Source organism: Stenotrophomonas sp. OVS01A, from assembly GCF_019969775.1.
GTDB lineage: Bacteria > Pseudomonadota > Gammaproteobacteria > Xanthomonadales > Xanthomonadaceae > Stenotrophomonas > Stenotrophomonas indicatrix.
Map to the genome: position 1 here is coordinate 961,876 of NZ_JAHXYV010000001.1, position 22,996 is coordinate 984,871.

Annotated in this window: 27 protein-coding genes and 1 other RNA gene; 12 read left to right on the plus strand and 16 right to left on the minus strand. The window is 66.0% G+C overall.

Going from position 1 to position 22,996, the window contains the following annotated elements; genetic code table 11:
- The first annotated feature begins 2 nt into the window (after nt 1-2).
- The gene (locus tag LC407_RS04590) at nt 3-740 is read left to right on the plus strand and encodes an SDR family oxidoreductase (RefSeq protein WP_025878844.1); all 738 of its coding nucleotides are present in this window, start codon (nt 3-5) and stop codon (nt 738-740) included.
- Nucleotides 734-2,155 carry an efflux transporter outer membrane subunit gene (locus LC407_RS04595; protein WP_223482259.1) on the plus strand — a complete coding sequence of 474 codons (1,422 nt, stop codon included), beginning with the start codon at nt 734-736 and terminating at the stop codon, nt 2,153-2,155. The genes LC407_RS04590 and LC407_RS04595 overlap by 7 nt, the downstream gene beginning before the upstream one ends.
- A 41-nt stretch (nt 2,156-2,196) precedes the next feature.
- On the opposite strand, the gene LC407_RS04600 is transcribed toward LC407_RS04595, so the two are convergent.
- Nucleotides 2,197-2,574: a VOC family protein gene (locus LC407_RS04600; RefSeq protein ID WP_033830848.1), complete on the minus strand. Its 378-nt coding sequence runs from the start codon at nt 2,572-2,574 to the stop codon at nt 2,197-2,199.
- Between the two features lie 141 nt (nt 2,575-2,715).
- Here LC407_RS04600 and LC407_RS04605 point away from each other — a divergent pair, with 141 nt between their 5' ends.
- Nucleotides 2,716-2,979 carry a hypothetical protein gene (locus LC407_RS04605; protein ID WP_025878847.1) on the plus strand — a complete coding sequence of 88 codons (264 nt, stop codon included), beginning with the start codon at nt 2,716-2,718 and terminating at the stop codon, nt 2,977-2,979.
- An 18-nt stretch (nt 2,980-2,997) separates the two neighbouring features.
- Here the strand turns inward: LC407_RS04605 and LC407_RS04610 are convergent, their stop codons facing one another.
- From LC407_RS04610 to ssrA, 11 genes are all read right to left on the minus strand, one after another.
- Nucleotides 2,998-3,852 (minus strand): endonuclease/exonuclease/phosphatase family protein, encoded by an 855-nt coding sequence (locus LC407_RS04610; protein WP_223482260.1) that lies wholly within the window; start codon nt 3,850-3,852, stop codon nt 2,998-3,000.
- 135 nt (nt 3,853-3,987) lie between these two features.
- Nucleotides 3,988-4,230: a hypothetical protein gene (locus LC407_RS04615; protein WP_080149122.1), complete on the minus strand. Its 243-nt coding sequence runs from the start codon at nt 4,228-4,230 to the stop codon at nt 3,988-3,990.
- A 41-nt stretch (nt 4,231-4,271) separates the two neighbouring features.
- Nucleotides 4,272-4,502 carry a hypothetical protein gene (locus LC407_RS04620; protein ID WP_080149121.1) on the minus strand — a complete coding sequence of 77 codons (231 nt, stop codon included), beginning with the start codon at nt 4,500-4,502 and terminating at the stop codon, nt 4,272-4,274.
- 88 nt (nt 4,503-4,590) lie between these two features.
- On the minus strand, nt 4,591-5,295 hold the full coding sequence (locus tag LC407_RS04625; RefSeq protein WP_025878851.1) for a PA1136 family autoinducer-binding transcriptional regulator: 705 nt from the start codon (nt 5,293-5,295) through the stop codon (nt 4,591-4,593).
- A 5-nt stretch (nt 5,296-5,300) separates the two neighbouring features.
- A complete protein-coding gene (gene hchA, locus LC407_RS04630) occupies nt 5,301-6,173 on the minus strand; it encodes a glyoxalase III HchA (RefSeq protein ID WP_223482261.1) in 873 nt (290 codons plus the stop codon).
- A 78-nt stretch (nt 6,174-6,251) separates the two neighbouring features.
- Complete coding sequence (locus tag LC407_RS04635) at nt 6,252-7,232, minus strand: hypothetical protein (RefSeq protein ID WP_223482262.1); 981 nt, start codon at nt 7,230-7,232, stop codon at nt 6,252-6,254.
- A 65-nt stretch (nt 7,233-7,297) separates the two neighbouring features.
- Nucleotides 7,298-9,301 (minus strand): alpha/beta hydrolase, encoded by a 2,004-nt coding sequence (locus LC407_RS04640; RefSeq protein ID WP_223482263.1) that lies wholly within the window; start codon nt 9,299-9,301, stop codon nt 7,298-7,300.
- Between the two features lie 116 nt (nt 9,302-9,417).
- Complete coding sequence (locus LC407_RS04645) at nt 9,418-9,885, minus strand: hypothetical protein (RefSeq protein WP_223482264.1); 468 nt, start codon at nt 9,883-9,885, stop codon at nt 9,418-9,420.
- Nucleotides 9,886-9,977: 92 nt separating this feature from the next.
- Nucleotides 9,978-10,301 carry a HEAT repeat domain-containing protein gene (locus LC407_RS04650; RefSeq protein WP_132825360.1) on the minus strand — a complete coding sequence of 108 codons (324 nt, stop codon included), beginning with the start codon at nt 10,299-10,301 and terminating at the stop codon, nt 9,978-9,980.
- Nucleotides 10,302-10,325: 24 nt separating this feature from the next.
- Nucleotides 10,326-10,679, minus strand: a complete 354-nt coding sequence (locus LC407_RS04655; RefSeq protein WP_223482674.1) for a TM2 domain-containing protein — start codon at nt 10,677-10,679, stop codon at nt 10,326-10,328.
- A gap of 119 nt (nt 10,680-10,798) precedes the next feature.
- Nucleotides 10,799-11,191: a transfer-messenger RNA gene (gene ssrA / locus LC407_RS04660) on the minus strand.
- A gap of 163 nt (nt 11,192-11,354) precedes the next feature.
- On the opposite strand from ssrA, the gene LC407_RS04665 reads away from it, so the two are divergent.
- A complete protein-coding gene (locus tag LC407_RS04665) occupies nt 11,355-11,786 on the plus strand; it encodes a GNAT family N-acetyltransferase (RefSeq protein WP_025878858.1) in 432 nt (143 codons plus the stop codon).
- 141 nt (nt 11,787-11,927) lie between these two features.
- Nucleotides 11,928-12,500 (plus strand): hypothetical protein, encoded by a 573-nt coding sequence (locus LC407_RS04670; RefSeq protein ID WP_223482265.1) that lies wholly within the window; start codon nt 11,928-11,930, stop codon nt 12,498-12,500.
- A 117-nt stretch (nt 12,501-12,617) separates the two neighbouring features.
- Here LC407_RS04670 and smpB read toward each other — a convergent pair whose 3' ends face one another.
- Nucleotides 12,618-13,121 (minus strand): SsrA-binding protein SmpB, encoded by a 504-nt coding sequence (gene smpB / locus LC407_RS04675; RefSeq protein WP_025878861.1) that lies wholly within the window; start codon nt 13,119-13,121, stop codon nt 12,618-12,620.
- 57 nt (nt 13,122-13,178) lie between these two features.
- Here smpB and LC407_RS04680 point away from each other — a divergent pair, with 57 nt between their 5' ends.
- Together LC407_RS04680 and LC407_RS04685 are read left to right on the plus strand one after the other, a co-directional pair.
- Nucleotides 13,179-13,604 (plus strand): type II toxin-antitoxin system RatA family toxin, encoded by a 426-nt coding sequence (locus LC407_RS04680; protein ID WP_080149115.1) that lies wholly within the window; start codon nt 13,179-13,181, stop codon nt 13,602-13,604.
- Between the two features lie 3 nt (nt 13,605-13,607).
- Nucleotides 13,608-13,865: an RnfH family protein gene (locus LC407_RS04685; protein ID WP_080149114.1), complete on the plus strand. Its 258-nt coding sequence runs from the start codon at nt 13,608-13,610 to the stop codon at nt 13,863-13,865.
- Nucleotides 13,866-13,900: 35 nt separating this feature from the next.
- Here the strand turns inward: LC407_RS04685 and bamE are convergent, their stop codons facing one another.
- Nucleotides 13,901-14,296 (minus strand): outer membrane protein assembly factor BamE, encoded by a 396-nt coding sequence (gene bamE / locus LC407_RS04690; protein WP_049468453.1) that lies wholly within the window; start codon nt 14,294-14,296, stop codon nt 13,901-13,903.
- A 103-nt stretch (nt 14,297-14,399) separates the two neighbouring features.
- On the opposite strand from bamE, the gene fur reads away from it, so the two are divergent.
- Nucleotides 14,400-14,807, plus strand: a complete 408-nt coding sequence (gene fur / locus LC407_RS04695) for a ferric iron uptake transcriptional regulator (RefSeq protein ID WP_025878865.1) — start codon at nt 14,400-14,402, stop codon at nt 14,805-14,807.
- A gap of 63 nt (nt 14,808-14,870) precedes the next feature.
- Here fur and LC407_RS04700 read toward each other — a convergent pair whose 3' ends face one another.
- Nucleotides 14,871-16,121, minus strand: coding sequence for an SGNH/GDSL hydrolase family protein (locus LC407_RS04700; RefSeq protein ID WP_223482266.1), 1,251 nt, complete (start codon nt 16,119-16,121; stop codon nt 14,871-14,873).
- Between the two features lie 97 nt (nt 16,122-16,218).
- On the opposite strand from LC407_RS04700, the gene LC407_RS04705 reads away from it, so the two are divergent.
- Nucleotides 16,219-17,136: a LysR family transcriptional regulator gene (locus LC407_RS04705; RefSeq protein WP_025878867.1), complete on the plus strand. Its 918-nt coding sequence runs from the start codon at nt 16,219-16,221 to the stop codon at nt 17,134-17,136.
- A gap of 203 nt (nt 17,137-17,339) precedes the next feature.
- On the opposite strand, the gene recN is transcribed toward LC407_RS04705, so the two are convergent.
- Nucleotides 17,340-19,001: a DNA repair protein RecN gene (gene recN, locus LC407_RS04710; RefSeq protein ID WP_059063844.1), complete on the minus strand. Its 1,662-nt coding sequence runs from the start codon at nt 18,999-19,001 to the stop codon at nt 17,340-17,342.
- A 115-nt stretch (nt 19,002-19,116) separates the two neighbouring features.
- On the opposite strand from recN, the gene hrcA reads away from it, so the two are divergent.
- The 3 genes from hrcA to dnaK all read left to right on the plus strand — a co-directional run bounded on the left by hrcA (nt 19,117) and on the right by dnaK (nt 22,889).
- On the plus strand, nt 19,117-20,181 hold the full coding sequence (hrcA, locus tag LC407_RS04715; protein ID WP_025878869.1) for a heat-inducible transcriptional repressor HrcA: 1,065 nt from the start codon (nt 19,117-19,119) through the stop codon (nt 20,179-20,181).
- A gap of 63 nt (nt 20,182-20,244) precedes the next feature.
- Nucleotides 20,245-20,760, plus strand: coding sequence for a nucleotide exchange factor GrpE (gene grpE / locus LC407_RS04720; protein ID WP_025878870.1), 516 nt, complete (start codon nt 20,245-20,247; stop codon nt 20,758-20,760).
- Between the two features lie 203 nt (nt 20,761-20,963).
- The gene (dnaK, locus tag LC407_RS04725; RefSeq protein WP_025878871.1) at nt 20,964-22,889 is read left to right on the plus strand and encodes a molecular chaperone DnaK; all 1,926 of its coding nucleotides are present in this window, start codon (nt 20,964-20,966) and stop codon (nt 22,887-22,889) included.
- Nucleotides 22,890-22,996: the final 107 nt, after the last annotated feature.

Below are 22,996 nucleotides of genomic sequence, written 5' to 3' on the forward strand. Positions count from 1 at the left end.
CCATGAACACCCATCAGAACAAGATCGCGCTGGTCACCGGCGCAACCCGCGGCATCGGCCTGGAAACCGTGCGCCAGTTGGCACAGGCCGGCGTGCACACGCTGCTGGCCGGGCGCAAGCGCGAAACCGCAGTGGAACTGGCGTTGAAGCTGCAGGCCGAGGGCCTGCCGGTGGAAGCGCTGCAGCTGGACGTCAATGATGGCGCCAGCATCGCCGAGGCGGTCGAGCAGGTGCGTCAGCGCCATGGTCGTCTGGACATCCTCGTCAACAACGCCGGCATCATGATCGAGAACCCAGCGCAACTGCCGTCGGAGCAGTCGCTGGACACCTGGCGTCGCACGTTCGAGACCAACGTGTATGCGCTGGTGGCGGTGACCCAGGCGTTCCTGCCGCTGATCAAGCAGGCCAAGTCCGGCCGCATCGTCAACGTCTCCAGCATGCTCGGCTCGCAGACCCTGCATGCCGATCCGACCTCGGGCATCTACGACTTCAAGATCCCGGCCTACAACGCGTCCAAGGCCGCGGTGAACAGCTGGACCCTGGCCCTGGCCCATGAACTGCGCAGTACGCCGATCAAGGTCAACACCGTGCACCCCGGCTACGTGAAAACCGATATGAACGGTGGCAACGGCGAGATCGAAATCGCCGAGGGCGCGCGTTCCAGCGTGCAGATGGCGCTGATCGGCGAGTCCGGCGCCAGCGGCAGCTTCACCTACCTGGGCGAGGTGCTGCCATGGTGATCCGCACCCTGGCGATGGCCGTCTCCAGCCTGGTGCTGGCGGGCTGTGTCAGCGTCGGCCCCAACTACAAGGCACCGGTGCAGGAGCCCGTCGTCCTGCAGGGTGCACAGCAGCCGGTCTTCAGCACCGCCTCGCCGGTGGCCAGCTGGTGGGCGCAGTTCGATGACCCCGTGCTTGAAGAACTGGTGCACGGCGCGCTGTCGGACAACCTGGACCTGCGCGTGGCTGTCGCCCGTGTCAGCCAGGCCCGTGCCGTGTTTGTCGAGAGCCGCTTCGACCAGGCGCCACACGTTACCGCTGGCGGCAGCTACGACCGCCGCAAGCAACCCGATCCGCAGCTGGGTGGGCAGCGGGTGTTCAGTGAAAGCTACCAGCTCGGCTTCGATGCGGGCTGGGAGCTGGATCTGTTCGGCCGCAAGCGCCGTGCTGCAGAGGCTGCGCGTGCCGACCTGGACGCCGAGCAGGCCAACCTTGCCGACGCGCAGGTGCTGATCGCTGCCGAAGTGGCACGCAACTACTTCGAGTTGCGTGGCACCCAGAAGCGCATCGCGGTGGCCCAGCGCACCCTGGTCAACCTGCGCGATACGCAGCGGCTGACCGAGGCGCGCTGGGAACTGGGTGCCGGCAGCGAGCTGGACGTGCAGAGCAGCCGCGCACGGTTGAAAGCCATCGAGGCCGACATCCCCCTGTTGGAAGTGGCCGAGACGCAGTCGCGCAACCGGTTGGCTGTCCTGCTTGGCCAGCGCCCGGAAGTGCTGACCGCCATGCTGGCGCCGCACGAAGTGCCGGCGTTTGCCAAGGCACTGCCGCTGGGTGACACCCGCGAACTGCTGCGCCAGCGTGCCGACGTGCGCGTGGCCGAGCGTCGCCTGGCTGCCGCCACCGCGCGTGTCGGCGTGGCCACGGCCGATCTGTTCCCGCGGTTGTCGCTGTCCGGCTTCGTCGGCTTCCTTGGCGGCGATGCCAGTGGCCTGGTCAACGGCAACAACAAGGCATGGTCGCTGACCCCGTCGTTGAGCTGGGCGGCATTCGACTTCGGTACGGTCAGGGCACGCCTGCGTGCCAGCAAGGCCGAGGCCGAGGGCGTGGCCGCGCAGTACGAACAGGCGGTGCTGCTGGCGCTGGAGGACACCGAAAACGCGTTGACCCGCTACTCCAAGCAGCAGGCACGGTTGGCCATCGTTGTCGAGCAGGCGCAGGCGGCGCGGCGTGCCGAATCGCTGGCGCAGATCCGCTACCGCGAAGGGTCGGAGGACTTCCTGACCCTGCTGGACGCGCAGCGCACGCAACTGGTGGCCGATGATGCACTGGCGGCCGCCGAATCAGAGGTCAATGTCAGTGTCGTGGGTGTGTACAAGGCACTTGGTGGCTGGGGCCAGTCACCGCAGGCGCCGAGCGTGGCGCAGGCGCGCTGATCAACGGGGGACGGAAGCATCTGCTTCCGTCCCTTTTTTCATCACGGCCAGTGGTTGGCCGGAGCATCGTGATCACGCATGCGCACGATGCAGAATCGATGGCCGGTGGGCGCTTCCATCACCCACCAGCGTTTGACGAAACCGACCCGGCGGGCACCGAGTTTTTCCAGCCTTTCGGCTTCGGCGTCGATGTCGTCGCTTTCGATATCCAGATGCACCCGCGACGGGTGATCGACCCGCTGCACCTCCACGTTCAATCCCGCCGGCGCGCCCGTCAGATCGGCATACTCTGCGTCGCCTTCAGCACGGGCGGGCTCGGCCTGCAGGCCCAGCGCTGCGGCCCAGAAGCGCGCGCTGTCTGCGGCGGGTGTGTCCTGGCAATCGATGATGAACCCGGCCAGTCGGCTGCGATGGGTCATGCGTTGTCTCCGCTCAACGAGGATGCTGGCAGGGTAGCGCGTGGGCCGCCGTGGACGTTCTCGCCGCTGTGACGTTTCTGACTCTGCCGGAAGTGCCGCCCGCCGTGTAACTAGTGGGGAAAAACCACGGGAGGACAGGACATGGGTGAACAGAAGCAATCGGCGCAACGGACGCTGCTCGGTGATCCCGGCCTGCCGGGGGCCGGGCTGTCGGTCGGCGTGGTGGTGTTATTGGTACTGGCAGCGATGGCCGCGGTGATCGGCTTCGTGCGCCTGCCCGATTCAATGCTGGGTGTTGGCCTTGTCGGCATTGCGGTGTTCCTTGCCGTCGGCGCGCGCATCTGCCAGGCGCGCGACCAGCACCAGGCGCTGTACCGCCTGCTGGGCAAGCGACCGTCGCCGTAGCGAGGGTCGCTGCATTGTTCAGTGCTTCGGCCAGTCCAGCTCAACCACCAGCGGGAAGTGGTCGGAGGGCAGTACGCCGTCGATGCGGCGGTCATCGGTCAGGAAGCTGCGCGCGTGGAAGCCACGTACCAGCACCCAGTCCAGCTCGGCGGTCGCCGTTCCTGTGAAGTTGTGGAAGGTCAGGCGCGGACCCCGCGGCGACTTGACCTGGCGACGGGTGTCCTGAAGTACCCGGGTGAAGGCCTGATAGGTGCCGCCGCCGGGCTCGCTGTTGAAATCACCGGTCAGTACCACCGGCAGGTCGGAAGGCAGCGCGGCCACGCGCGTGGCAATCAGTTCGGCTCCCTTGATCCGACGCGGCTCGTCCTCGTCGCGGTAGGGAAGGTGGGTGTTCATGAAGTAGAAGCGACGGCCATCATCCAGGCGGCGGAACACGGCCCAGGTGACCATGCGCGGGAACAGGTTGCCCCAGCTGATGCTGCCTGCGACCTCGGGCGTATCGGACAGCCAGAAATTGCCTGACTCTTCCACCGCCAGCACCTTGCTGTCGTAGAACACGCCCATGTGTTCGTCGCCACTGCCACCGCGGCGGCCTTCGCCGAACCAGCGATAGTCGGGCAGGTGTTCGGCCAGGTAATTGGCCTGCTCCAGCACCAGCTCCTGGGTGCCGATCACCGCCGGGTGCGCCTGCTGGATCACCTTGACCATGGCATCGCGGCGGTCTTCCCAGCGCTTGCCAGGGTCGGTGTCGGCAGGCGTGCGTACGTTGAAGGACATCACCTTCAACGGCGCGGGCGATGCTGCCCAGCTGGCGGCGGGCAGTGCAAAAGCCAGAAGTGCGCAGAGCGCGGACGTGCGGAAGCGAGACAACATCGTGGAATCCCTCCATTCCATGAAAGCGGTTTCATGGAGGATGCCATGGAAGGCAAGTGCAGCGGTATGCCGGGATGGGCGGCTGCAAGGGCCGGGCGGACGGCGTGCGACCGCCCGGCTGATGCCGCTGGGCGATCAGGGGTCGTACATCATCCCGTTCTCGTCGCGGTTGTAGTGGTCGCTGGCCACGCGGGTGCCATCGTCATAGACCACGTACAGCGTGCAACGCTGGTGGATGCCGAAGCCGGCCCGGAAGGGCACGCACTCTTCCTGCAGCCCGACTTCTTCGGCGGCATTTGCCGGCGCTGAAGGCACCAGCGCGGCAAGCGCAACTACTGCAGCGAAGGAAAAAGCGGTCATTCGATTGTGCAACGTCATTGATCACACTCCTTGTAGTCGTAGTCGGTGTTCAATCCAGATCAGTCCGCCGGGAGGTACCACTGACCGTTCTGGTCGATCCAGTACACCCAGGTATAGGGATTTCCGTTCTCGTCGATGTCGTGGATCTCGCACCGCTGGTGATAGTGGGGGCCCATTTTCACTGGTACGCAGATGGCACCGCCCGAGGGGTCTGCGTGGGCGTCTCCCATCGCCGCCAAGCTGCCGACTACCAACACCAATGCGGCCATCGAGGCCAGTTGCAGTTTCATAAGCATCATCCTTGCTTTCTGCAATCGCGCACATGCGCCTGGCCTGTTTAACATGCGTCCGCAGTAGCCGGAAGTGCCGCGCCTGCGCTCAGTCCCCGATCTCACCGCGCCGGCTGGCCGCGCGCACTGCCTGCGCCGTGGTCGCCACGCCGAGCCGCTGGCGTGCTCTGCGCAGGTGGTTTTCCACCGTGCGTGTGGACAGCCCCAAAGTCGCAGCAATATCGGCCTGGCGACGACCAGCGGCAACCCAGCGCAGGACCTCACGCTCGCGGGCGCTGAGGGTGCCGGCAGGCACAACCGCCGGGGCGACAGACAGCCGATGCGCCATACGGAAGGCGGCGGTGCCAATCAGCTCCAGCAGCAACCGTGCCGATGGAGATGCGTCGATCGTGCGTCCTCCCCAGCTGACCGCCCCTTCCAGGCCGGTCGCACCGAACACCGGCACCTGCAGGCCGTGCAGTCCTTCGCCGCGCGGTTGCCGCACGACCTGATAGCGCTCGCCGCGCACGCCCTGCTGCTTGCTCCAGAAGAACGGCGCATCGCTGTCCAGCACATGGCGATTGACCGGGCACGCATGCAGGTAGTGCGCCACGCCACTGCTGGCGCCCTCGCCGAACCAATCGCCATCGATCCAGTACAGGCGCTGCGCGCCTCGGTCCAGATCGGTGCCGGTAGCGAACATCAGCGTGCGGTCATAACCCAGCGGCGCACCGACGCCGCGCAGTACGGTACCGATGGCTGCCAGCGAACGTGCACGTTCCAGCACCAGCAATGACTGCACGACGGTATCCATGCCGGTCAGCGTGCAGCCAACGCATCCAGCAGGGTGCGCGCAGCCAGCTTGCCCAGCGCATTGCCCGCCAGCGGGCTGTCGCCGGTCAACAGCAGGCGGTCCTGCATCACGCTGCCATCGATGCCCTCGTTGACGATCTGCACGCCCTGCTGGGCCAGGCGCTCACCGAAGAACCACGGCAGTTGACCAGGCATGTAGCCGATATCCGGGGTCTGCCGGTCCATCGCATCGGGGAAGGCGCAGATCCGATGACCGCGGAACAATGAACCGCCACCGGCTTCATCCACGCCAGCCGCCAGCAGCGCGGCAGGGCCGTGACAGAGGGTGATGATGTGACGTTGATTGTCCACCGCCCACTGCAGGGTGGCCTTCACCGCGCGGCTTTCCGGCAGGCCGATCAACGCACCGTGACCGCCGGGAATGAACACCGCGGCATAGTCCGAACCGGCATCGAGGGTGGCCGCCACGTCGTCCAGGTGCAGAGGCTGGCGGAAGCGGGGTTCGTAGTGTTCGTACAGGCCGCCGATCTCGCGGTCTTCGCGTGGGAACGCCCACCATTCAAACTTCACCGGGTTGCCCGACAGCGTCGCCACGTCGATCCCGAAGCCGGCCTTGTGCAGGTGATACATCGGAAGCAGCGTCTCCACCGGATGGTTGCCGGTCGAGAACAGGTGGCCGTTGGCGGTCGGCAGATAGCGTTCGTCGGCGGCGATCATCAGCACTTTCCAGCGTCCGTCACGGCGGGCATCGGGATAGTCCGCGCCGGACAGATCGGTGGTTGCCGAAGTGAACTGGGACAGCGAGTACGGCGACGGGAAAAACGCATCGCGCTCGGCCGGATCGGGGCTGGGCTGACGGCTGGGCTCTGACGTGTTCATGCGGACCTCCTGCGGAAGAGAGTGGTCACCTTAGCCAGAGCGATGCGTACGCACGATGAGGGATTTCCCCCAATGCGATCAGGCAGGGTGCGCTTGCTGAACCCGCTGGTAGGCGTCGTCCAGCATTGCCAGGAAAGCCTGTCGCTGCGCGGCATCAAGCACCACCGCGCGTTCGAACGCATCCACGCTCGCACTCCAGTCCGCCAGTGTGTCGTCGTTGTAGAGGGCCTGATGCCGTTCCCATGCTCCGCCTGCCTTCAGGTACAGCCACTTGTCGAACAGGTGCAGCGGGCTGCCGTTGTCCAGTCGCAGGGGGCGGGTGGTCCTGGTGTGGGCCAGCACGCTGCGCAGCGCAGGTGAATCGTGAAGCTGGCCTGCCCAGACGTGGTTGCCAAGATGTTGCTCGGCAAAGTGCAGGATCGCTTGGTGATCATCCTCCAACCCGGCCTCGTAGAGTGCCTGCGGCACCCGCAGGTGCCGGCGATCGAACAGCCACTTCAGTACCAGCGTTGCCGCCTGCGGGGTGGTGTTGTGTTCATTGCCAGGGTCGAAATCATGATGGCCGATGAACTCGCGGTCCTCATGCAGATTGAGCTGGATGGTGTCCACGCGCTGCCTGCGCTTGCAGAACCAGAGCTTGATGTCGACGTCCCCGGTAAGCGGCTTTTCAAAGTAGGCGGTGTCGCCGAATTCTTCCAAACGGCCGTTGAAGTACGCCAGGCAGTCCTGGAGCGTGGCTGATGGCTGCACGTATCCGTCCCAGAAGCCGTCGGGCTTTGGCGGATTGCCCTTGGGCCGGCGACTGAACAGGGTGGCGGACTTGAAGTGGCTCAGCAGGCTGCCACGCGCTCCGACGGTGGGCGGATAGAAGCGATCATTGATGATGTCGAAGGCAAAGTAGAACTCCATGTCGTGGAGCTTGTCCTTGACCGATTTCTGCCCCTGGTTCGCGCTGATCGTGGTCGGGGGCTTGCCGATACCGTGCTGCGCGAACCAGGCCTGCAGATGAGCATCCGAGCCCTTGCTGCCGAGCAGCTCGACCAGTGTTGAGATATGCATTCCATTGCCTCGTTGTCGGTGGCCCGGACGGGAAAGCGCGGGCCATGGTTGCTGTAAGTCGTGCGCTACTTCGCCGGCAGAGGATGAGCCTCCATGTCCTCATGCAGGATGCGGCGAAGTTCGACGATGGCCGGCGTGGCTTCCTGCACGCTGTGACCGGACACGATCACCTTTTCCGAGACGGCCTTCGGCAGATGCGAGCTCCAGTAGGGAACCAGTCCATCGTCGGTCTTTTCAAGCGGGCCTTCGGTCTGGGTCCGCGCGATGATCGAGTGGTAACGCACCTTCGGCGATATCGGCAGATCGGCCACGGCCTTGACGAAGGCATCGTCCTTGTCCAGGTTCTGGATGCTGTTCATCTGGTAGCCGTGCTTGTCATCGTTGCGCTCGACCTTGCCGTCGTTTGCCAATGTCGCGACATCCTCCAGCACGGTCAGCGGCAGGCGCACGAAGCGGCCGAGCCAGCGCCCCAGGCGCGTGCCGGCAACATCGGTGCCGCGATGGGGGGTAGCGATGAACACCACCCGTGAGATCTCCGGTTCCGGCTGGAATGTCAGCACCGGCGCGCCCTTCGTACGCAGCAGTTCGCGCTGCGCCGGAGTCATCTGCGCAGTCGCCAGCAGGGTGTCGACCAGATGGTCGCCGGAGGAGGACACCATCAGCCGCGAAATCACCCCGCCCATGCTGTGCGCGACCACCACCATGTCGTGCGATGCGAGCGCCTTGCCGGTTGGGTCGAAGTGCTGCAGTGCCTCATGCAGGATCCGCCGGATCTCATCGTGGCTGAGGGCGATCGGCATGTTGGTCGGGTAGTAGAACTGCCAGATCTGGAAGTCGCCGCGGATCTCATCGTCACGCATCAGTTCGTTGGCCACGTTGACCCACGCCTCCGGGCTGCTGGCCAGGCCATGGATCATCAGCAGCACGCGGCGGTCCGGATCGTACGGCTGCATCATGAACAGATGCGGCTTGTCGATGCCGCCCTTGCCGCCGAACAGCGTACGCAGCGATTGCCGGCTGAAGTTGGAGCGGGCCAGCCACAGCGCGTAACCGGCGGTGAAGTTCGCCGCCAGTGGCACCTGTTCGCCGTGCAGTTCCACCACCGCTACCTGGTAGGGGTCGTGGATCTCCAGTTCCGGCTCGTCGTCGTGCAGCACTTCCCACAGGTTGTTGCCGGAAAAACGCAGCAGCACGGTCATCGACGGCGACGGCATCTCGCTCCAGTCGCGCTCGGCCGTCGTTGCGGTACCAGCGGCGGCGGCCGCCAGGCCGGTGCTGGCCGGGTCTGCCATCACCGCCACCAGTTCGGCGCCGAAGCCATCGCGGCGATGCACGCTGCGCAGGGTGCCGGTGAAGGACATCGATGCGGCCGGTACCAGTTCCAGCGGCTCGCGGGTGTCCGCTGCCGGGCCATCGTCGGCAGGCGCCAGTACGAAGGTCCAGCGTCCCAGCTGGAACCGCCCGTTGTCGTTGCGCACCTGCTTGCTCGAATAGGCTTCGAACAGCAGCACGGCTGATTCCTGCACGGCCAGGTTGTAGTAGTCGCGCACCTGGGTCTGGCGGTCTTCGAAGCCACGCTGGTTGGCGGTGCGTTCGGTGAAGAACAGATATGCATAGGATTGCCGCGCGATCTGCATCCACGCATCCAGGCGCGGCTGGAAGGTCGGGTCAGGCGGGGCGGTCGCGGCCTTGCTGCGGGCCACCGACGCCGACTCGCGCTTCGGCGCCGGCATCGTCATCGCGTACTGCACCCACAGTTCGGCCAGCGCCGAGCGCTTGTCCTCCTCGCGGACGACGATGCTGCCCTCCATCGCCTCGATGCAGGGCAGGCCGGGTTTGGCACAGGCGCCCTCGTCCAGGCCGGCCACGCGCAGGGTCTCCATGGTGGCCGCGCTGAGCTTGCCGCTGGTGAGAATGTCACCGCGCTTGAGCGCGATGTACTGTCCTGGCGTGACCGTGCCCACCTGCACCGATGGGCCGAACTGGCGCAGCGTCGCGCACCCGCTCAGGGCGAGCAGGGCAACGAGGACGAAGGTGGTGCGGATGACGCCGATGCCTGTTCTTTCCATGTGAACTCCCTGCGCTGGCGCCACTCTAGCGGCAGGCGTGTCAACGCGGAAGCAGGCCTGCGGCAGCGCCGGACCGTGCCCGGCGAACCCCGCCTGTCAGCCGGTCTCCCCGCAGATCATCCCTCGATCAGGCAGGTCACCGCAGCCGAATAACCTTCGTAGTCGTCACCGGCACCCACATGCAGCGTGTGCGTGGCATCAATCTTCTTGAGGTAGGAAGGCGCTTCGGTTTCGGCCGCGTCGTTGACCGTCGTCACTCCCCAGGATCGGGCCAAACGCTGGTGATCGACGCCCTGCAGATACACATGCAGGCTCTTGTAGGGCTTGGAAATGCTCACATCCGCGCTGGCTACGGTGCCTCCGAACAGCGCCACCGGCTTGCCCTTGGGCTCGAACACGCTGCCGGGGTCGCGGCTCAGGCCGGCGGCATGGAATGCCTGCTCCACCTGCGCTTCGGTGAAATCGGAACCCGCCTTGCAGGCCAGCAGGGCTTCCAGCGCGGCGGTGCTGGTTGCCGGAGGTGCGGCAACAGCGGCGGTTGTCAAGGCCAGGCCCAGCATCAGGGCGATAAGCGGCTTGTTCATTGCAGATCCTTCTGTATGTCGCGGAGCAGCGTAGGCGCCGGCACCAAGTCCGGGAAGACAGGCTGAAGTGTGGGGCAGGGCAGCGTTGTCGGCTAGGCCCCCTCGCTGGGCTGCCAAGGGATTCCCCGATCAAGGGCATCCAAGGCCAGTTGCGCCCACTGGCGGACCTCTTCCAACGGATGCTGCAGCTCAGCCCGCAGGGTCGGGCTGACCGTGCTGTCGCCTGATTCGCCGAGCAGTTCCAGCAGCTTTCCGCGCGAGTAACCATCATCCACCGCCGGCAGCCGGGCAAGCAGGTGGGGCACCGCAATGGCCGCGGCCGGGCGGGGACCCCAGTAGGCGTCTTCATAGGTTGCCGGATCCTGATCCAGGATCTGGTCGAGCCAAGAGACAACGTCGATTCTGTCGAGATCCATGGCGGCCCCTCCCGTAGCCAAGGATTACACCATCTGCACGCCAGAGGCGTCGGTTTCCACTGTGATCATTTCCACCAGCGCCCATAGGCCGGTGAACAGCACGCCGATCAAGAGCCAGCCCAACAACAGCGTGATCAGTAGTTGGCAGATCGCGCGACCGTGGTAACCGGCGTAGAAGTTGTGGACGCCGAAAATGCCCAGGAACAAGGCGAGCAGGATGTAGATGGCACGGTTCCTGGCGATAGGCGGGGATTGCGATACCGGTGCCGCATAGACAGCGTCGATTGGCTGCTGAGTGGCCGGTGGGGCAGCTGCATCGCAGGTCGGGCAGATCGCCGTATCGCTGCGTGCCTTGCAGTTGCATTCGGAGCTGTTCATCAACGCCACGGTGCTTCTCCTTGTCGAGGCAGCGGTTCTGGACCTGATGCGGCCAACAAAAAAGCCAGACCCCAATCGACGGGAGATCTGGCTTTTCGTGCCCCGAAGGGCGGTACAAATGGTGGAGGTGGGCGGAATTGAACCGCCGTCCGAAGGCACTCCATCCCCAGCACTACATGCTTAGCTCACCGTTGAATCTCATCCCCGAGCAGCACGGTGTGCAAAGCGCACCCGGGAACCAGCCTGTTGTGTTCTTGTGCCGGACTGACAGGCAGCCGCCCAGCGCGATTCCATGATAATGACTCTACGCTGCGAGCATGGACACAAGCAGTTTCGAGGCTCCGCCTAAGTCGGCAGAAGGTCACGCACCGCAGTTTTTAGGCTGCGAGAGCGACCGGAGCGTAGTTGTCGTCGTTGGCAACTAGAGTTTTGCAGCTGGATTTACGAGGAAAGCTACCCCCTCGGCATGCGCCAGGCGACTTCACAACCCCCGTCGAAACCAATGCACCCCCGGTTTCTTCAAGTTCTGCAAGGTACGAGGCCTGTTCCGTGTCGCCACGGTCAGTACCTGCCCAACGCTGCGCATGCTACGCCAAAAAACCTGAACAGTCACCCGCTTCCGCAGGTCGCTTGCTAGCATCGGCGGTTCCGATAGTCGCCCAGGGAATGGAACGCATGCAGCTCGAAATCGCCGTGACCGACGCCCCCAGCCCGCAAGCACTGGAGTTGATTGCCGATGGCCTGGATCAGTTCAATCTGCAGGCGGCCGGCCATGCCGATCGACGCACCTTGGCCGTGCTGGCCACCGATCCGGCCAGCGGCGAAGTGGTGGGTGGCTTGAGCGGGCGCACCTCGCTGGGCCTGTTGTTCATCGACCTGTTCTACCTGCCGCCCGCACAGCGGGGTAATGGCCTGGGGTCGCAGATGCTTGCCGCTGCCGAAGAGGAAGCGCGCCGGCGCGGCTGCCGTTCCGCCGTGCTCTACACCATCAGCTTCCAGGCGCCGGACTTCTATGTGAAGCATGGCTGGACCGTATTCGGCCAGGTCCCGTGCGATCCACCGGGGACCAGTCGCGTGTTCCTCAGCAAGGATCTCCGCGCGGCGTGAATGGCAGGCGTCGGCCGGTCGCCACGTCAATCCGCAACATGTTGTAGAGCGTCCGTCATAGCGGATTGCTAACGTCGTGGGCACGAATTTGCGACACACTGGCTACGACCATTCCAGCCAGGACAGATACGGAGACGGCCGGTGACCGAAGCAATGCAACAGCGCAGCCTGCGTCAGCTGGTTGGCCCGGTAGGGGCCGATTACCAGCGGCGGGCACTGCCGCCCGGCTGGGTCTGGGCGGTGCTGGCGGTGTTGTTGGCTGCAACCTGGGCAACCGAGTTGCCGGCCACGGCTGCAGCTGCGCTGATCGCCAGTGCGGTGGTGGTGCATTGGCCTCGGCGTGGCCGCTTCCATTGGCTGGGCTGGCGGCTGCCGGCCCTGGCGGTACTGGCCGCACTCCTGTGGGGTCCGGATGTGCTGTCACAGTGGTTCGAACATGGCCTGGCCTTGACCCTGATGTCGCTGGCCAGTCTCAGTATTGGCGTGCACGTGTGGCAGTCGCGGCAACTGGCGCGGCAGCTGCAGGCCTCCGCCGACGCGCTGGACGACGCCCAGTTGCTGGCCCTGCTGCCCGTCGACGCCGCGCGGCTGGCGCAGCAGTGGCGTGCCGGTGATGATCGCCATGCCCCGGAGTTGTCGGTGGTGATGCACCTGGCGGTGATGCACGCGGCGCTGTCACCGCGTCTGTGCGGGCAGGGCATGCTGGCGGGTTGATTGGTCTTTCGCAGTGCCCGACGCGCGCGCAGATCTTGGACCTGATCAGGCTTGATCGAAGTCGCAATGAAAGCAGCCGAGCATGGCTCGGCTCCATACGAAGGCGGCTAGGCGTCCTTACGCGTCGCGGTTGCCGCGACGCATTACCCGCTGCTTCTCGATCGCCCAGTCACGATCCTTGGCGGCATCGCGCTTGTCGTGGGTCTGCTTGCCCTTGGCCAGCGCCACTTCCAGCTTGATCTTGTTCTTGCTCCAGTACATGGCGGTGGGCACGATCGTGTAGCCATCACGCTCGACCTTGCCAACCAGCTTGTCGATCTCGCTCCGGTGCAGCAGCAGCTTGCGCTCGCGCCGGTCGTTGGCCACCACGTGGGTGGAGGCCTGGATCAGCGGGGTGATCTGCGCGCCGATCAGGAAGATCTCGCCGTCCTTCACATAGGCGTAGGCGTCGACGATGTTGCCGCGGCCAGCGCGGATCGACTTCACTTCCCAGCCCTGCAGGGCCAGGCCGGCTTCGAAGCGGTCTTCGATGTGGTACTCGTGACGGGCACGCTTGTTCAACGCGATGGTCTTGTTGGCCGTCGCGCTCTTTGCTTTATCCTTGCCGGTGTTCTTGCTCATTTCCGTATTGTCTCCGATTCGGGCCCGCCCGGTCGATTGCCGAAGCGTCCTGTATTCATGCCTACTATCCGCCGCAGTGCCCTGGTCGAACATTCGGCCGCGCGCATGTTCGATCTGGTCAACGACGTCCAGGCCTATCCGCGCCGCTTCCGCTGGTGCTCCGACGCCCGCATCCTCGAGCAGGGCGAAGACCGGCTGGTCGCTCGCCTGGACCTGGGCCTGGGTTCGTTCAGCACCTGGTTCCAGACCGAAAACACCCTGCAACGCCCGCACAGCATCGACATGCAGCTGCGCGAGGGGCCGTTCAAGCAACTGCACGGCCGCTGGGAATTCCATGCCCTGGCCGAAGATGCCTGCAAGGTCACCCTCACCCTGGACTTCGAGCCGAGTTCACGCCTGCTGGGTCCGGCGCTGGCCATCGGCTTCCAGGGATTGGCCGATCGCATGGTCAACGATTTCGTCCGCGTCGCCGACGAGGACTGAACGATGATCGAGGTCGAGGTCGTGCTGGCTTGGCCACAGCGGGTGCTGTCGCGCCGGTTGCAGCTGGACGAAGGGACGACCGTGGCTGATGCGATAGCAACGGCCGGGCTCGAAGGCAGTGCCGACTGTCCGGCCGCCGCCGTGCATGGCGTACTGGCGCGACCGCAGCAGGTGCTGCTGGATGGCGATCGTGTCGAGCTGCTGCGCGTGCTGCAGGCCGACCCCAAGGACAACCGCCGGCGTCGCGCGCGCGGCGGGTGATTCCCAGGCCCGTCCCGGAGGACGGGCAGGGTGGCTCAGCGGCCGCCCTTCTTCTTCTTGTCCTTCGGCAGATTGCGGCCGAACTGGCGCACGGTCTGCTGGGCAAGGGCCTTGTCGTTGGCCGGGAAGTAATCGCCTTCCCAACGGGTGACCACATCATTTTCGAAGTACACGACGAAATTCTTCACGTCGGTACGGCCCAGGCGGTTCACGCGCTCGGTCGAGGTGTAGTCCCAGCGCTGGGCGTGGAACGGGTCCGGCACAGAGGGGGTGCCCAGCAGGGCGTTGACCTGCTGCTTGCTCTGCCCGACCTGCAGCTTGGCCACGGCATCTTCCCGGATCAGGTTGCCCTGGTAGATGGGTTGCTTGTAGATGATGCCGCACCCGGTGGTGGACAAGGCGACGGCGGCGACCAACAGGAGATTGCGCATCGGGACTGGCGGTTGGGGAAATCAATCCGATGATACACTCCCGGCGTGCCACCGCGACCCAATCCGAGGCAGCTGGCGCTAAATCGCCAATGAACGGAGACCTATGGAAACCCACGACCTGCGTAAAGTCGGCCTGAAGGTGACCCATCCGCGGATGCGGATCCTGGCGCTGCTCGAGCAGCGCAATGCCCAGCACCACATGACCGCCGAAGACATCTACCGCCAGCTGCTGGAGCATGGCGACGAGATCGGTCTGGCCACGGTGTACCGGGTGCTGACCCAGTTCGAGGCCGCCGGCCTCGTGCTCAAGCACAATTTCGAAGGCGGCCAGGCCGTCTACGAACTCGACCGCGGCGGCCACCACGACCACATGGTCGATGTGGACAGCGGCAAGATCATCGAGTTCGAAAGTACCGAGATCGAAGACCTGCAGCGCAAGATCGCGGCCGATCACGGCTACGAGCTGGAAGAGCACTCGCTGGTGCTGTACGTGCGCAAGAAGCGCAAGTAATCCCCGCAGCCAGCTGATTGCGACGAAACCCCGGGCATGCCCGGGGTTTTTGTTTGTCTGGCCTCAGCGTCGCGGTAGATCCACGCCCTGCGTGGATGGCCCCATCAGGACGTCCAGATCCACCGCCTCGGCCATCGCCCGGTTCCCCGCATCGCCCGGGTGCAGGTGGTCACCGGAGTCGTAGGCAGCCGCCATCCTTGAGGGATCGGCCGGATCGCGCAGGGCCGCGTCGAGGTCGATCACCGCGTCGAACGGGCTGTCCGTGCGCAGCCAGGCGTTGAGCTGCTGGCGCAGGGCGTCCTTGTCCGCGGCGTAGTAGTCGTCCAACGGGGTGCCGGGCAGGGCGCCGGCAAACGGGGTCAGGGTCGTGCCGAGGATGCGCAGGCCGCGTGCGTGGGCGCGCTGGGCCAGGTCGCGGTAGCCGGCCTGCAGCTCGGCCAGGCTGGGCCGGGCCTGCGCTCGGGCAAAGGCCGTGCCCGGCCAGCTGATGTCGTTGATGCCGATCAGCACGATCACACTGGCGACACCGGGCTGGTCGAGCACGTCACGCTGGAAACGCTTGCGGGCCGATTCGCCCATGCCATCGCGCAGCAGGCGACCGCCGGATATGCCGGCATTGACCACCGCTACACCTTCTGGTGCCAGCCGCGCGGCGAGGTGATCGGTCCAGCGCTGGTCCTGGTCGAGGCTGGCGGTGGCGCCATCGGTGATTGAATCGCCGATCACCACCACGCTGCGCGCGATGGCCGGGGCCTCGACGTCGATAGCCGACAGGAGCAGGCGGGCCGTGGTGCTGCTGGCGTCCCGCAGCGCGGGCCCTTGATGCTGGTCGCCCGGCGCAATCCAACTGATCTGCCGTCCTTCCCAATGGAAGGTCTGCAGCGGCGTGCGGTCGGGCAGGTAAACGCTGACCTGCACCGCCTGCCGATCAGCGGTGGGAAGGGGGAGCGGATCGCTCAGGCGGTCCTGCCCGGGCGCAATCACGACCCCGGGCTGGCCGTCGAAGCGCAGCGGCTGCGGCGTGTCCCCCGTATGGGCGGCGATGCTGGCAGCGCCGATCCGCAAAGGTTGGGTGCCGTATACATTGCTCAGCCGGACCCGCAGGCGCGACCCGCCCAGGCTGACGCGAGCGCTCTGGCGAAAGGTCTGGTCCTGCAGTTGGCCGGGAATGAGGGTAGGAAACAGGAAATCGCCGCCCCACACCGGCTGCGGGCTGGCTTGCCAGCTGGCCACCCAGTGCGGGGCAGGTGACGCGGCGGCGGCGCCGGACAGGGCAAGCAGGGCGGTAGAGGTCAGTTGGCTCAGGCGATTCATCGGGATGACCCGGTGGGAGGGACGGTCATGGTGCGTCCAGGGTCATCTGTGAACTAGACTGCGCATGGACAATCATCTGTGAATCGAATTCATTAGCATGGCACGCACCGACATCAACCGATCCGGCGAACTGGAAGTGTTCGTACGGGTGATCGAAACCGGCGGCTTTTCCGCCGCCGCCCGCAGCCTGGAGATGACACCGTCGGCGGTCAGCAAGCTGGTTGCGCGGCTGGAACAACGGCTGGGCACGCGTCTGCTGCAGCGCTCCACCCGCCAGTTGCAGCTGACCCCGGAGGGCTGCGCGTTCTATGAGCGCGGCCTGCGGGTGCTGGCCGATCTGGAAGAGGCCGAACGCTGTGCCAGCGCCCACGCCGAGCCGCGCGGGCGGCTGCGGGTCAATGCCAACGTGCCGTTCGGCCAGCATTTCCTGCTGCCGCTGCTACCGGAATTCCTGCAGCGTCATCCGCAGGTCGGTGTGGACCTGACGCTGACCGACGAGGTGATCGATCTGCTGGAGCAGCGCACGGACGTGGCGGTGCGGGCCGGTCCGTTGAAGAGTTCCAGCCTGGTCGCGCGCCGGCTGGGGGCGACGCGGATGATGATCGTGGCGGCACCGGCCTATGCGGCACGACACGGACTGCCGGCCAATGCCGATGCGCTGCTGGCGCACAACCGGTTGGATATCGGCCATGCACGGTCGGTGCAGGGCTGGCCGCTGCTGCAGGATGGCCAGCAGCAGCGGGTACTGCCGAGCGGAAATGCGCGCGCCAGCAATGGCGACGCGCTGCGTCAGCTGGTGCTGGGTGGGCTGGGCCTGGCCCGGCTGGCGGCGTTCCAGGTGCAGGCCGACATCGCGGCAGGCCGGTTGCTGCCGGTGCTGGAGGACGCCAACCCGGGCGACCTGGAAGAGGTGCACGCGGTGTTCCTGGGGCAGGGGGGCTACCTGCCGCTGCGGGTGCGCGCGTTCCTTGATTTCCTGGTGGAGAACGTCGACCTGACGCAGCCGCGGGGGTAGTGCCGGCCGCTGGCCGGCAGCGTCATGACCTTCGTCCACGTGCGTCGGGTTGCCGGCCAGCGGCCGGCACTACCAGGTCCTCGTCCACGTGCGTCGGGTTGCCGGCCAGCGGCCGGCACTACCAGGCGTCAGGCCTGCAGTAGATCCACGCCATGCGTGGATGAATGCCCGCGATTCACGCGCGCCAACAGGCGTGCAGGGGCCTACACCTGCAGCAGCTTGCGCGCGGCGGCGCGGGCTTCCTTGCTCACTTCCACGCCACCCAGCATGCGCGCCAGCTCTTCCTCGCGGGCCTTTGCGTCGAGCTTCTCCACCGCGCTCTGGGTCATGCCTTCCACCGGTGCCTTGCTGACCCGGTAATGGGCGTGGCCCTTGGAGGCGACCTGCGGCAGATGGGTCACGCACAATACTTGGCGCTTTTCGCCGAGGGCGCGCAGCTTCTGGCCGACGATATCGGCCACCGCGCCACCGATGCCGGAGTCGACTTCGTCGAACACCATGGTCGGCACTGCATCCAGGTCGAGCGCGGCTACTTCGATGGCCAGCGAAATACGTGACAGCTCGCCACCGGAAGCGACCTTGCGCAGCGCACGCGGTGGCTGGCCGGCATTGGCTGCCACCAGGAACTCGACGCGCTCGGCGCCCTGCGGGTCCGGCTTGCCGTTGTCCTGCGGCTCCAGCTCGATCAGGAACTGGCCGCCGCCCATGCCCAGCTCGGCGATGATGCCGGTGGTGGTGGCCGACAGCTCGGCAGCAGCGGTGCGACGGCTGGTGGTCAGTGCTGCAGCCTCGACACGCCAGGCCGCTGCGGCCTTCTCAATTTCGCCGGCCAGACGCTGCAGGCGCTCGTCGGCGCCGCGCAGCTGTTCCACTTCGGCGTGCATGCGCTCACGCTGCGCACCCAGCTCATCCATCGGCACGCGGTGCTTGCGGGCCAGGTCGTGCAGGCGGCCGAGGCGGCGCTCGTTCTCCTCGAACTGGTCTGGATCGGCGTCCAGGTCGTCATGCACCCGGTCGAGCAGGGCCAGCGCCTCGTGCAGCTGGATGGAGGCGCTGTCGATCAGGGCATCGACGTCGCCCAGGCGCGGGTCATGTTCGGCCACCCTGGCCAGTTCATGCCGCACCTGCTGCAGCTGATCCAGCGCCGAGTGGCCTTCGTCGCCGTTGAGCTGGTCCGAAGCTGCCTGGCAGGCGGCCAACAGGGCGCTGGCATGCGCCTGACGGCGATGGCTGGCGCCGAGCGCGGTGATCGACTCCGGCTCCAGATCCTCACGGTCCAGTTCGCGCAGCTGATGTTCGAGGAAGCCGATGCGGTCACTCACGTCGCCCTGTTGCGACAGTGCGAGGGATTCATCGACCAGCGCCTGCCAGGTGGCGGCAGCGCGGCGCACCTGGCGGCGTTCGCTTTCGTTGCGGGCATAGGCGTCCAGCAGGGCCAGCTGCGACGGGCGCGTCAGCAGGGCCTGCTGCTCATGCTGGCCATGGATCTCCACCAGCAGGCCGGCGAGGTCGGCCAGCTGCGCCAGGGTGACCGGGCGGCCGTTGATCCACGAGCGCGAGCCGCCGTCGGCGCGGATCACGCGGCGCAGCTGGCATTGGTCTTCATCGTCCAGCTCATTGCTGGCCAGCCACTGGCGGGCGGCCTGCAGCTGGTCCAGCGCGAATTCGGCCGACAGTTCGGCCCGGGCCGCGCCATGGCGGACCACGCCGCTGTCAGCGCGCAGGCCAGACAGGAAGCCCAGGGCGTCGACCATCAGCGATTTGCCCGCGCCGGTCTCGCCTGAAACCACGGTCATGCCCGGCCCGAACTCCAGTTCGGTGGCGCGGACGACGGCGAAATCCTTGATTGAAAGATGTCTGAGCATGGGTAAGGGGGTGTCTGCAGCCGCGCAACGCTAGCACGCGCGGCGGGGTCGTCCAATGACTTGCCAAGGGGATGCGTCGCCATTATCTAATGTCCCTGTCTCACAGGTTGATTCCATGCACGGTTCTCCCGACCAACTTGCCCCGCGCGCGCGGCACCTGCTGCGCACGCTGATCGCGCGCTACATCCAGGATGGCGAGCCCGTGGGTTCGCAGACGCTGGCGCGCGTGGCCGGCCTGGAGGTCAGTCCGGCCACCATCCGCAACATCCTCGGTGACCTGGAAGACCTGGGCCTGCTGGCCTCGCCGCATACGTCGGCGGGCCGGATTCCGACCGCCCATGGCTACCGGGTGTTCGTCGACAGCCTGTTGCAGATGCAGCCGCCGGGCGAAGGGGAGCTGGCCCGACTGCGTCAGGAGCTGGCCGGAGGCGGCAGTACCCAGGCGCTGCTCGGCAGTGCGTCGGAGCTGCTGTCGGCGATGAGCCACTTCGTTGGCGTGGTCAGCGCGCCGCGCCGCGAGCAGTTCGCCTTCCGCCAGATCGATTTCGTGGCGCTGGACGGGCGCCGGGTGCTGGCGATCCTGGTGTTTGCCGACAATGAAGTGCAGAACCGGGTGATCGAGACCCGCCAGGACTTCGCACCGGGGCAGCTGGAGCAGGTGGCCAACTACCTCAATGCCCACTTTGCCGGGCTGCCCCTGGCCGAGATCCGTACCCGCCTGCTGCTGGAGCTGCGCGACGCCCGTTCCGAGCTGGAACAGGTGCTGGCGCACAGCGTCGAGCTGGCCGAGCAGGCCCTGCAGCCGCCGGCCGACGACATGCTGGTGGCCGGCCAGACGCGTCTGATGGGGGTGCAGGACCTGTCCGACCTGGAGCGCCTGCGCGAGCTGTTCGAGCTGTTTTCCAGCAAGCGCGAGATCCTGCAGCTGCTGGAGCGGACCATCCAGGCCCCCGGCGTGCGCATCTTCATCGGCGAGGAAACCGGCGTGGTACCCCTGCAGGGCGTCTCGCTGGTCACCGCGCCGTACACCGCCAACGGCCAGGTACTGGGCGTGCTGGGCGTGATCGGGCCGAAGCGGATGGCTTACGACCGCATGATTCCGCTGGTCCAGGCCACCGCCGATGTGCTCGGCGCGGCCTTTTCGCCGGGCGGGCGAACTCCGGGTGCATCGGACGCTTGAAACGCAGCATCCCGCCCACACTAGGGTGGGTGGAGGCGGAGAGTGACCGCCAGGGACCCAGACATGAATCAAGATCAGCCAGACATCGCCGCCCAGCAGGCCGCCGCCGACGCAGCTGCCGCCGAGGGCGTCAACGAACAGATCGAACAGCTCCGTGCCGAAGTGGAGCAGGTCAAGGCCGAAGCGCTGCGTGAGCGCGCCGACCTCGACAACCAGCGCAAGCGCGTGGCCCGCGACATCGAACAGGCGCGCAAGTTCGCCAACGAGAAGCTGCTGGGCGAACTGCTGCCGGTATTCGACAGCCTCGATGCCGGCCTCAAGGCCGCCGGCGACGATGCCCATCCGCTTCGCGAGGGCCTGGAGCTGACCTACAAGCAGCTGCTGAAGGTCGCTGGTGACAACGGCCTGGTGCTGCTGGACCCGACCGGGCAGCCGTTCAACCCGGAACACCACCAGGCGATCAGCCAGGTCGCTGCCCCCGGCGCCGCCCCGGGCAGCGTGGTGACCGTGTTCCAGAAGGGCTACCTGCTCAACGAGCGCCTGCTGCGGCCGGCGCTGGTGGTGGTTGCCGCCGATTGACCGCGGGCGCCGGGCCTGGCCTGGCGCGGGTTTTCCCGCCGCGACCGGGGCATCGGCACGACCGACGCTGAACGTGTTGGGCGAACGGAAACACAGCGTTCGGGGGATGGCTTGAATGTTCCACGAGCCTCCCCCACATCCCATTCATCCACCGGCCGAACGGCCGGACTGACAAAAACAACATCCTTCAAGGAGTCTCCCCCATGGGCAAGATCATTGGTATCGACCTCGGCACCACCAACTCGTGCGTGGCGATCATGGACGGCGGCAAGGCCCGCGTCATCGAAAATTCGGAAGGCGATCGCACCACCCCGTCGATCGTCGCCTACACCAAGGACGGCGAAGTCCTGGTCGGTGCCTCGGCCAAGCGCCAGGCCGTGACCAACCCGAAGAACACCTTCTACGCGGTGAAGCGCCTGATCGGCCGCAAGTTCACCGACGCCGAAGTGCAGAAGGACATCGCGCACGTCCCGTACAGCATCCTGGCCCATGACAATGGCGATGCCTGGGTGGCCACCAGCGATGCCAAGAAGATGGCACCGCAGGAAATCTCGGCCAAGGTGCTGGAGAAGATGAAGAAGACCGCCGAGGACTTCCTCGGTGAGAAGGTCACCGAAGCGGTCATCACCGTGCCGGCCTACTTCAACGACAGCCAGCGCCAGGCAACCAAGGACGCTGGCCGCATCGCCGGCCTGGACGTCAAGCGCATCATCAACGAGCCGACCGCGGCCGCGCTGGCCTATGGCCTGGACAAGGGCGACAACAAGGATCGCAAGATCGTTGTGTACGACCTGGGCGGCGGCACCTTCGACGTCTCGGTGATCGAGATCGCCAATGTCGACGGCGAGAAGCAGTTCGAAGTGCTGGCCACCAACGGCGACACCTTCCTGGGTGGCGAAGACTTCGACAACCGCGTCATCGAGTACCTGGTTGAAGAGTTCAACAAGGACCAGGGCATCGACCTGCGCAAGGATCCGCTGGCCCTGCAGCGCCTGAAGGATGCTGCCGAGCGCGCCAAGATCGAGCTGTCCAGCGCCCAGCAGACCGAAGTGAACCTGCCGTACGTCACCGCTGACGCGTCGGGTCCGAAGCACCTGAACATCAAGCTGACCCGCGCCAAGCTGGAGTCGCTGGTGGAAGAGCTGATCAGGAAGTCGATCGAGCCGTGCCGCGTTGCGTTGAATGACGCCGGCCTGCGTTCGAGCGACATCAGCGAAGTGATCCTGGTCGGCGGCCAGACCCGCATGCCGAAGGTGCAGCAGGCTGTCACCGAGTTCTTCGGCAAGGAACCGCGCAAGGACGTCAACCCGGACGAAGCCGTGGCACTGGGTGCTGCGATCCAGGGCGGCGTGCTTGGCGGCGACGTCAAGGATGTGCTGCTGCTGGACGTGACCCCGCTGTCGCTGGGCATCGAAACCATGGGCGGTGTGTTCACCAAGATCATCGAAAAGAACACCACCATCCCGACCAAGGCCTCGCAGGTGTTCTCCACCGCCGAGGACAACCAGTCGGCCGTGACCGTGCACGTGCTGCAGGGTGAGCGCGAACAGGCCCGCTTCAACAAGTCGCTGGCCAAGTTCGACCTGTCCGGCATCGAGCCGGCCCCGCGCGGCCTGCCGCAGGTGGAAGTGTCCTTCGACATCGACGCCAACGGCATCCTGCACGTGTCGGCCAAGGACAAGAAGACCAACAAGGAACAGAAGGTCGAGATCAAGGCCGGTTCGGGTCTGTCCGAGGAAGAGATCGCACGCATGGTCGCCGACGCGGAAGCCAACCGCGAAGAAGACAAGAAGTTCCAGGAGCTGGTGCAGGCCCGCAACCAGGCCGATGCCCTGATCCACGGCACCCGCAGCGCGATCACCGAGCACGGCAGCAAGGTTGGTGGCGAAGTGATCGGCAAGGTGGAAGCGGCCCTGGCCGATCTGGAAACCGCGATGAAGGGTGACGACAAGGCGCAGATCGAAGCCAAGTCGAAGGTGCTGGAAGAAGCTGGCCAGTCGCTGTTCGCTGCGGCTTCGGCCGACCAGGGCGGTGCAGCCCCGGGTGCCGACGCCGGCAATGCGGGCAAGGCGCAGGATGACGTGGTGGACGCCGAGTTCACCGAAGTCAAGGACGACAAGAAGTCCTGATCCGGACCGACACGGGACGCTGGTTTCCAGCGTCCCGTTGTCGTACCAGGGTCCTGACCGCCCTCTGGCGTGTCGGGGCGCCCGACGCAAGAGCGGACCTGGTTCCG

What these genes read in the sequence shown, in the direction of transcription:
- LC407_RS04665 (WP_025878858.1), top strand. Translation starts at nt 11,355, where the DNA reads ATGCAGCTCGAAATCGCCGTGACCGACGCCCCCAGCCCGCAAGCACTG.
- LC407_RS04615 (WP_080149122.1), bottom strand. Translation starts at nt 4,230, where the DNA reads ATGACGTTGCACAATCGAATGACCGCTTTTTCCTTCGCTGCAGTAGTT.
- LC407_RS04645 (WP_223482264.1), bottom strand. Translation starts at nt 9,885, where the DNA reads ATGAACAAGCCGCTTATCGCCCTGATGCTGGGCCTGGCCTTGACAACC.
- LC407_RS04705 (WP_025878867.1), top strand. Translation starts at nt 16,219, where the DNA reads ATGGCACGCACCGACATCAACCGATCCGGCGAACTGGAAGTGTTCGTA.
- LC407_RS04655 (WP_223482674.1), bottom strand. Translation starts at nt 10,679, where the DNA reads ATGAACAGCTCCGAATGCAACTGCAAGGCACGCAGCGATACGGCGATC.
- LC407_RS04605 (WP_025878847.1), top strand. Translation starts at nt 2,716, where the DNA reads ATGGGTGAACAGAAGCAATCGGCGCAACGGACGCTGCTCGGTGATCCC.
- fur (WP_025878865.1), top strand. Translation starts at nt 14,400, where the DNA reads ATGGAAACCCACGACCTGCGTAAAGTCGGCCTGAAGGTGACCCATCCG.
- hrcA (WP_025878869.1), top strand. Translation starts at nt 19,117, where the DNA reads ATGCACGGTTCTCCCGACCAACTTGCCCCGCGCGCGCGGCACCTGCTG.
- hchA (WP_223482261.1), bottom strand. Translation starts at nt 6,173, where the DNA reads ATGAACACGTCAGAGCCCAGCCGTCAGCCCAGCCCCGATCCGGCCGAG.
- smpB (WP_025878861.1), bottom strand. Translation starts at nt 13,121, where the DNA reads ATGAGCAAGAACACCGGCAAGGATAAAGCAAAGAGCGCGACGGCCAAC.
- LC407_RS04625 (WP_025878851.1), bottom strand. Translation starts at nt 5,295, where the DNA reads ATGGATACCGTCGTGCAGTCATTGCTGGTGCTGGAACGTGCACGTTCG.
- LC407_RS04640 (WP_223482263.1), bottom strand. Translation starts at nt 9,301, where the DNA reads ATGGAAAGAACAGGCATCGGCGTCATCCGCACCACCTTCGTCCTCGTT.
- LC407_RS04600 (WP_033830848.1), bottom strand. Translation starts at nt 2,574, where the DNA reads ATGACCCATCGCAGCCGACTGGCCGGGTTCATCATCGATTGCCAGGAC.
- LC407_RS04650 (WP_132825360.1), bottom strand. Translation starts at nt 10,301, where the DNA reads ATGGATCTCGACAGAATCGACGTTGTCTCTTGGCTCGACCAGATCCTG.
- bamE (WP_049468453.1), bottom strand. Translation starts at nt 14,296, where the DNA reads ATGCGCAATCTCCTGTTGGTCGCCGCCGTCGCCTTGTCCACCACCGGG.
- dnaK (WP_025878871.1), top strand. Translation starts at nt 20,964, where the DNA reads ATGGGCAAGATCATTGGTATCGACCTCGGCACCACCAACTCGTGCGTG.
- LC407_RS04635 (WP_223482262.1), bottom strand. Translation starts at nt 7,232, where the DNA reads ATGCATATCTCAACACTGGTCGAGCTGCTCGGCAGCAAGGGCTCGGAT.
- LC407_RS04680 (WP_080149115.1), top strand. Translation starts at nt 13,179, where the DNA reads ATGCCTACTATCCGCCGCAGTGCCCTGGTCGAACATTCGGCCGCGCGC.
- LC407_RS04685 (WP_080149114.1), top strand. Translation starts at nt 13,608, where the DNA reads ATGATCGAGGTCGAGGTCGTGCTGGCTTGGCCACAGCGGGTGCTGTCG.
- LC407_RS04590 (WP_025878844.1), top strand. Translation starts at nt 3, where the DNA reads ATGAACACCCATCAGAACAAGATCGCGCTGGTCACCGGCGCAACCCGC.
- LC407_RS04700 (WP_223482266.1), bottom strand. Translation starts at nt 16,121, where the DNA reads ATGAATCGCCTGAGCCAACTGACCTCTACCGCCCTGCTTGCCCTGTCC.
- LC407_RS04595 (WP_223482259.1), top strand. Translation starts at nt 734, where the DNA reads ATGGTGATCCGCACCCTGGCGATGGCCGTCTCCAGCCTGGTGCTGGCG.
- LC407_RS04610 (WP_223482260.1), bottom strand. Translation starts at nt 3,852, where the DNA reads ATGTTGTCTCGCTTCCGCACGTCCGCGCTCTGCGCACTTCTGGCTTTT.
- recN (WP_059063844.1), bottom strand. Translation starts at nt 19,001, where the DNA reads ATGCTCAGACATCTTTCAATCAAGGATTTCGCCGTCGTCCGCGCCACC.
- grpE (WP_025878870.1), top strand. Translation starts at nt 20,245, where the DNA reads ATGAATCAAGATCAGCCAGACATCGCCGCCCAGCAGGCCGCCGCCGAC.
- LC407_RS04620 (WP_080149121.1), bottom strand. Translation starts at nt 4,502, where the DNA reads ATGAAACTGCAACTGGCCTCGATGGCCGCATTGGTGTTGGTAGTCGGC.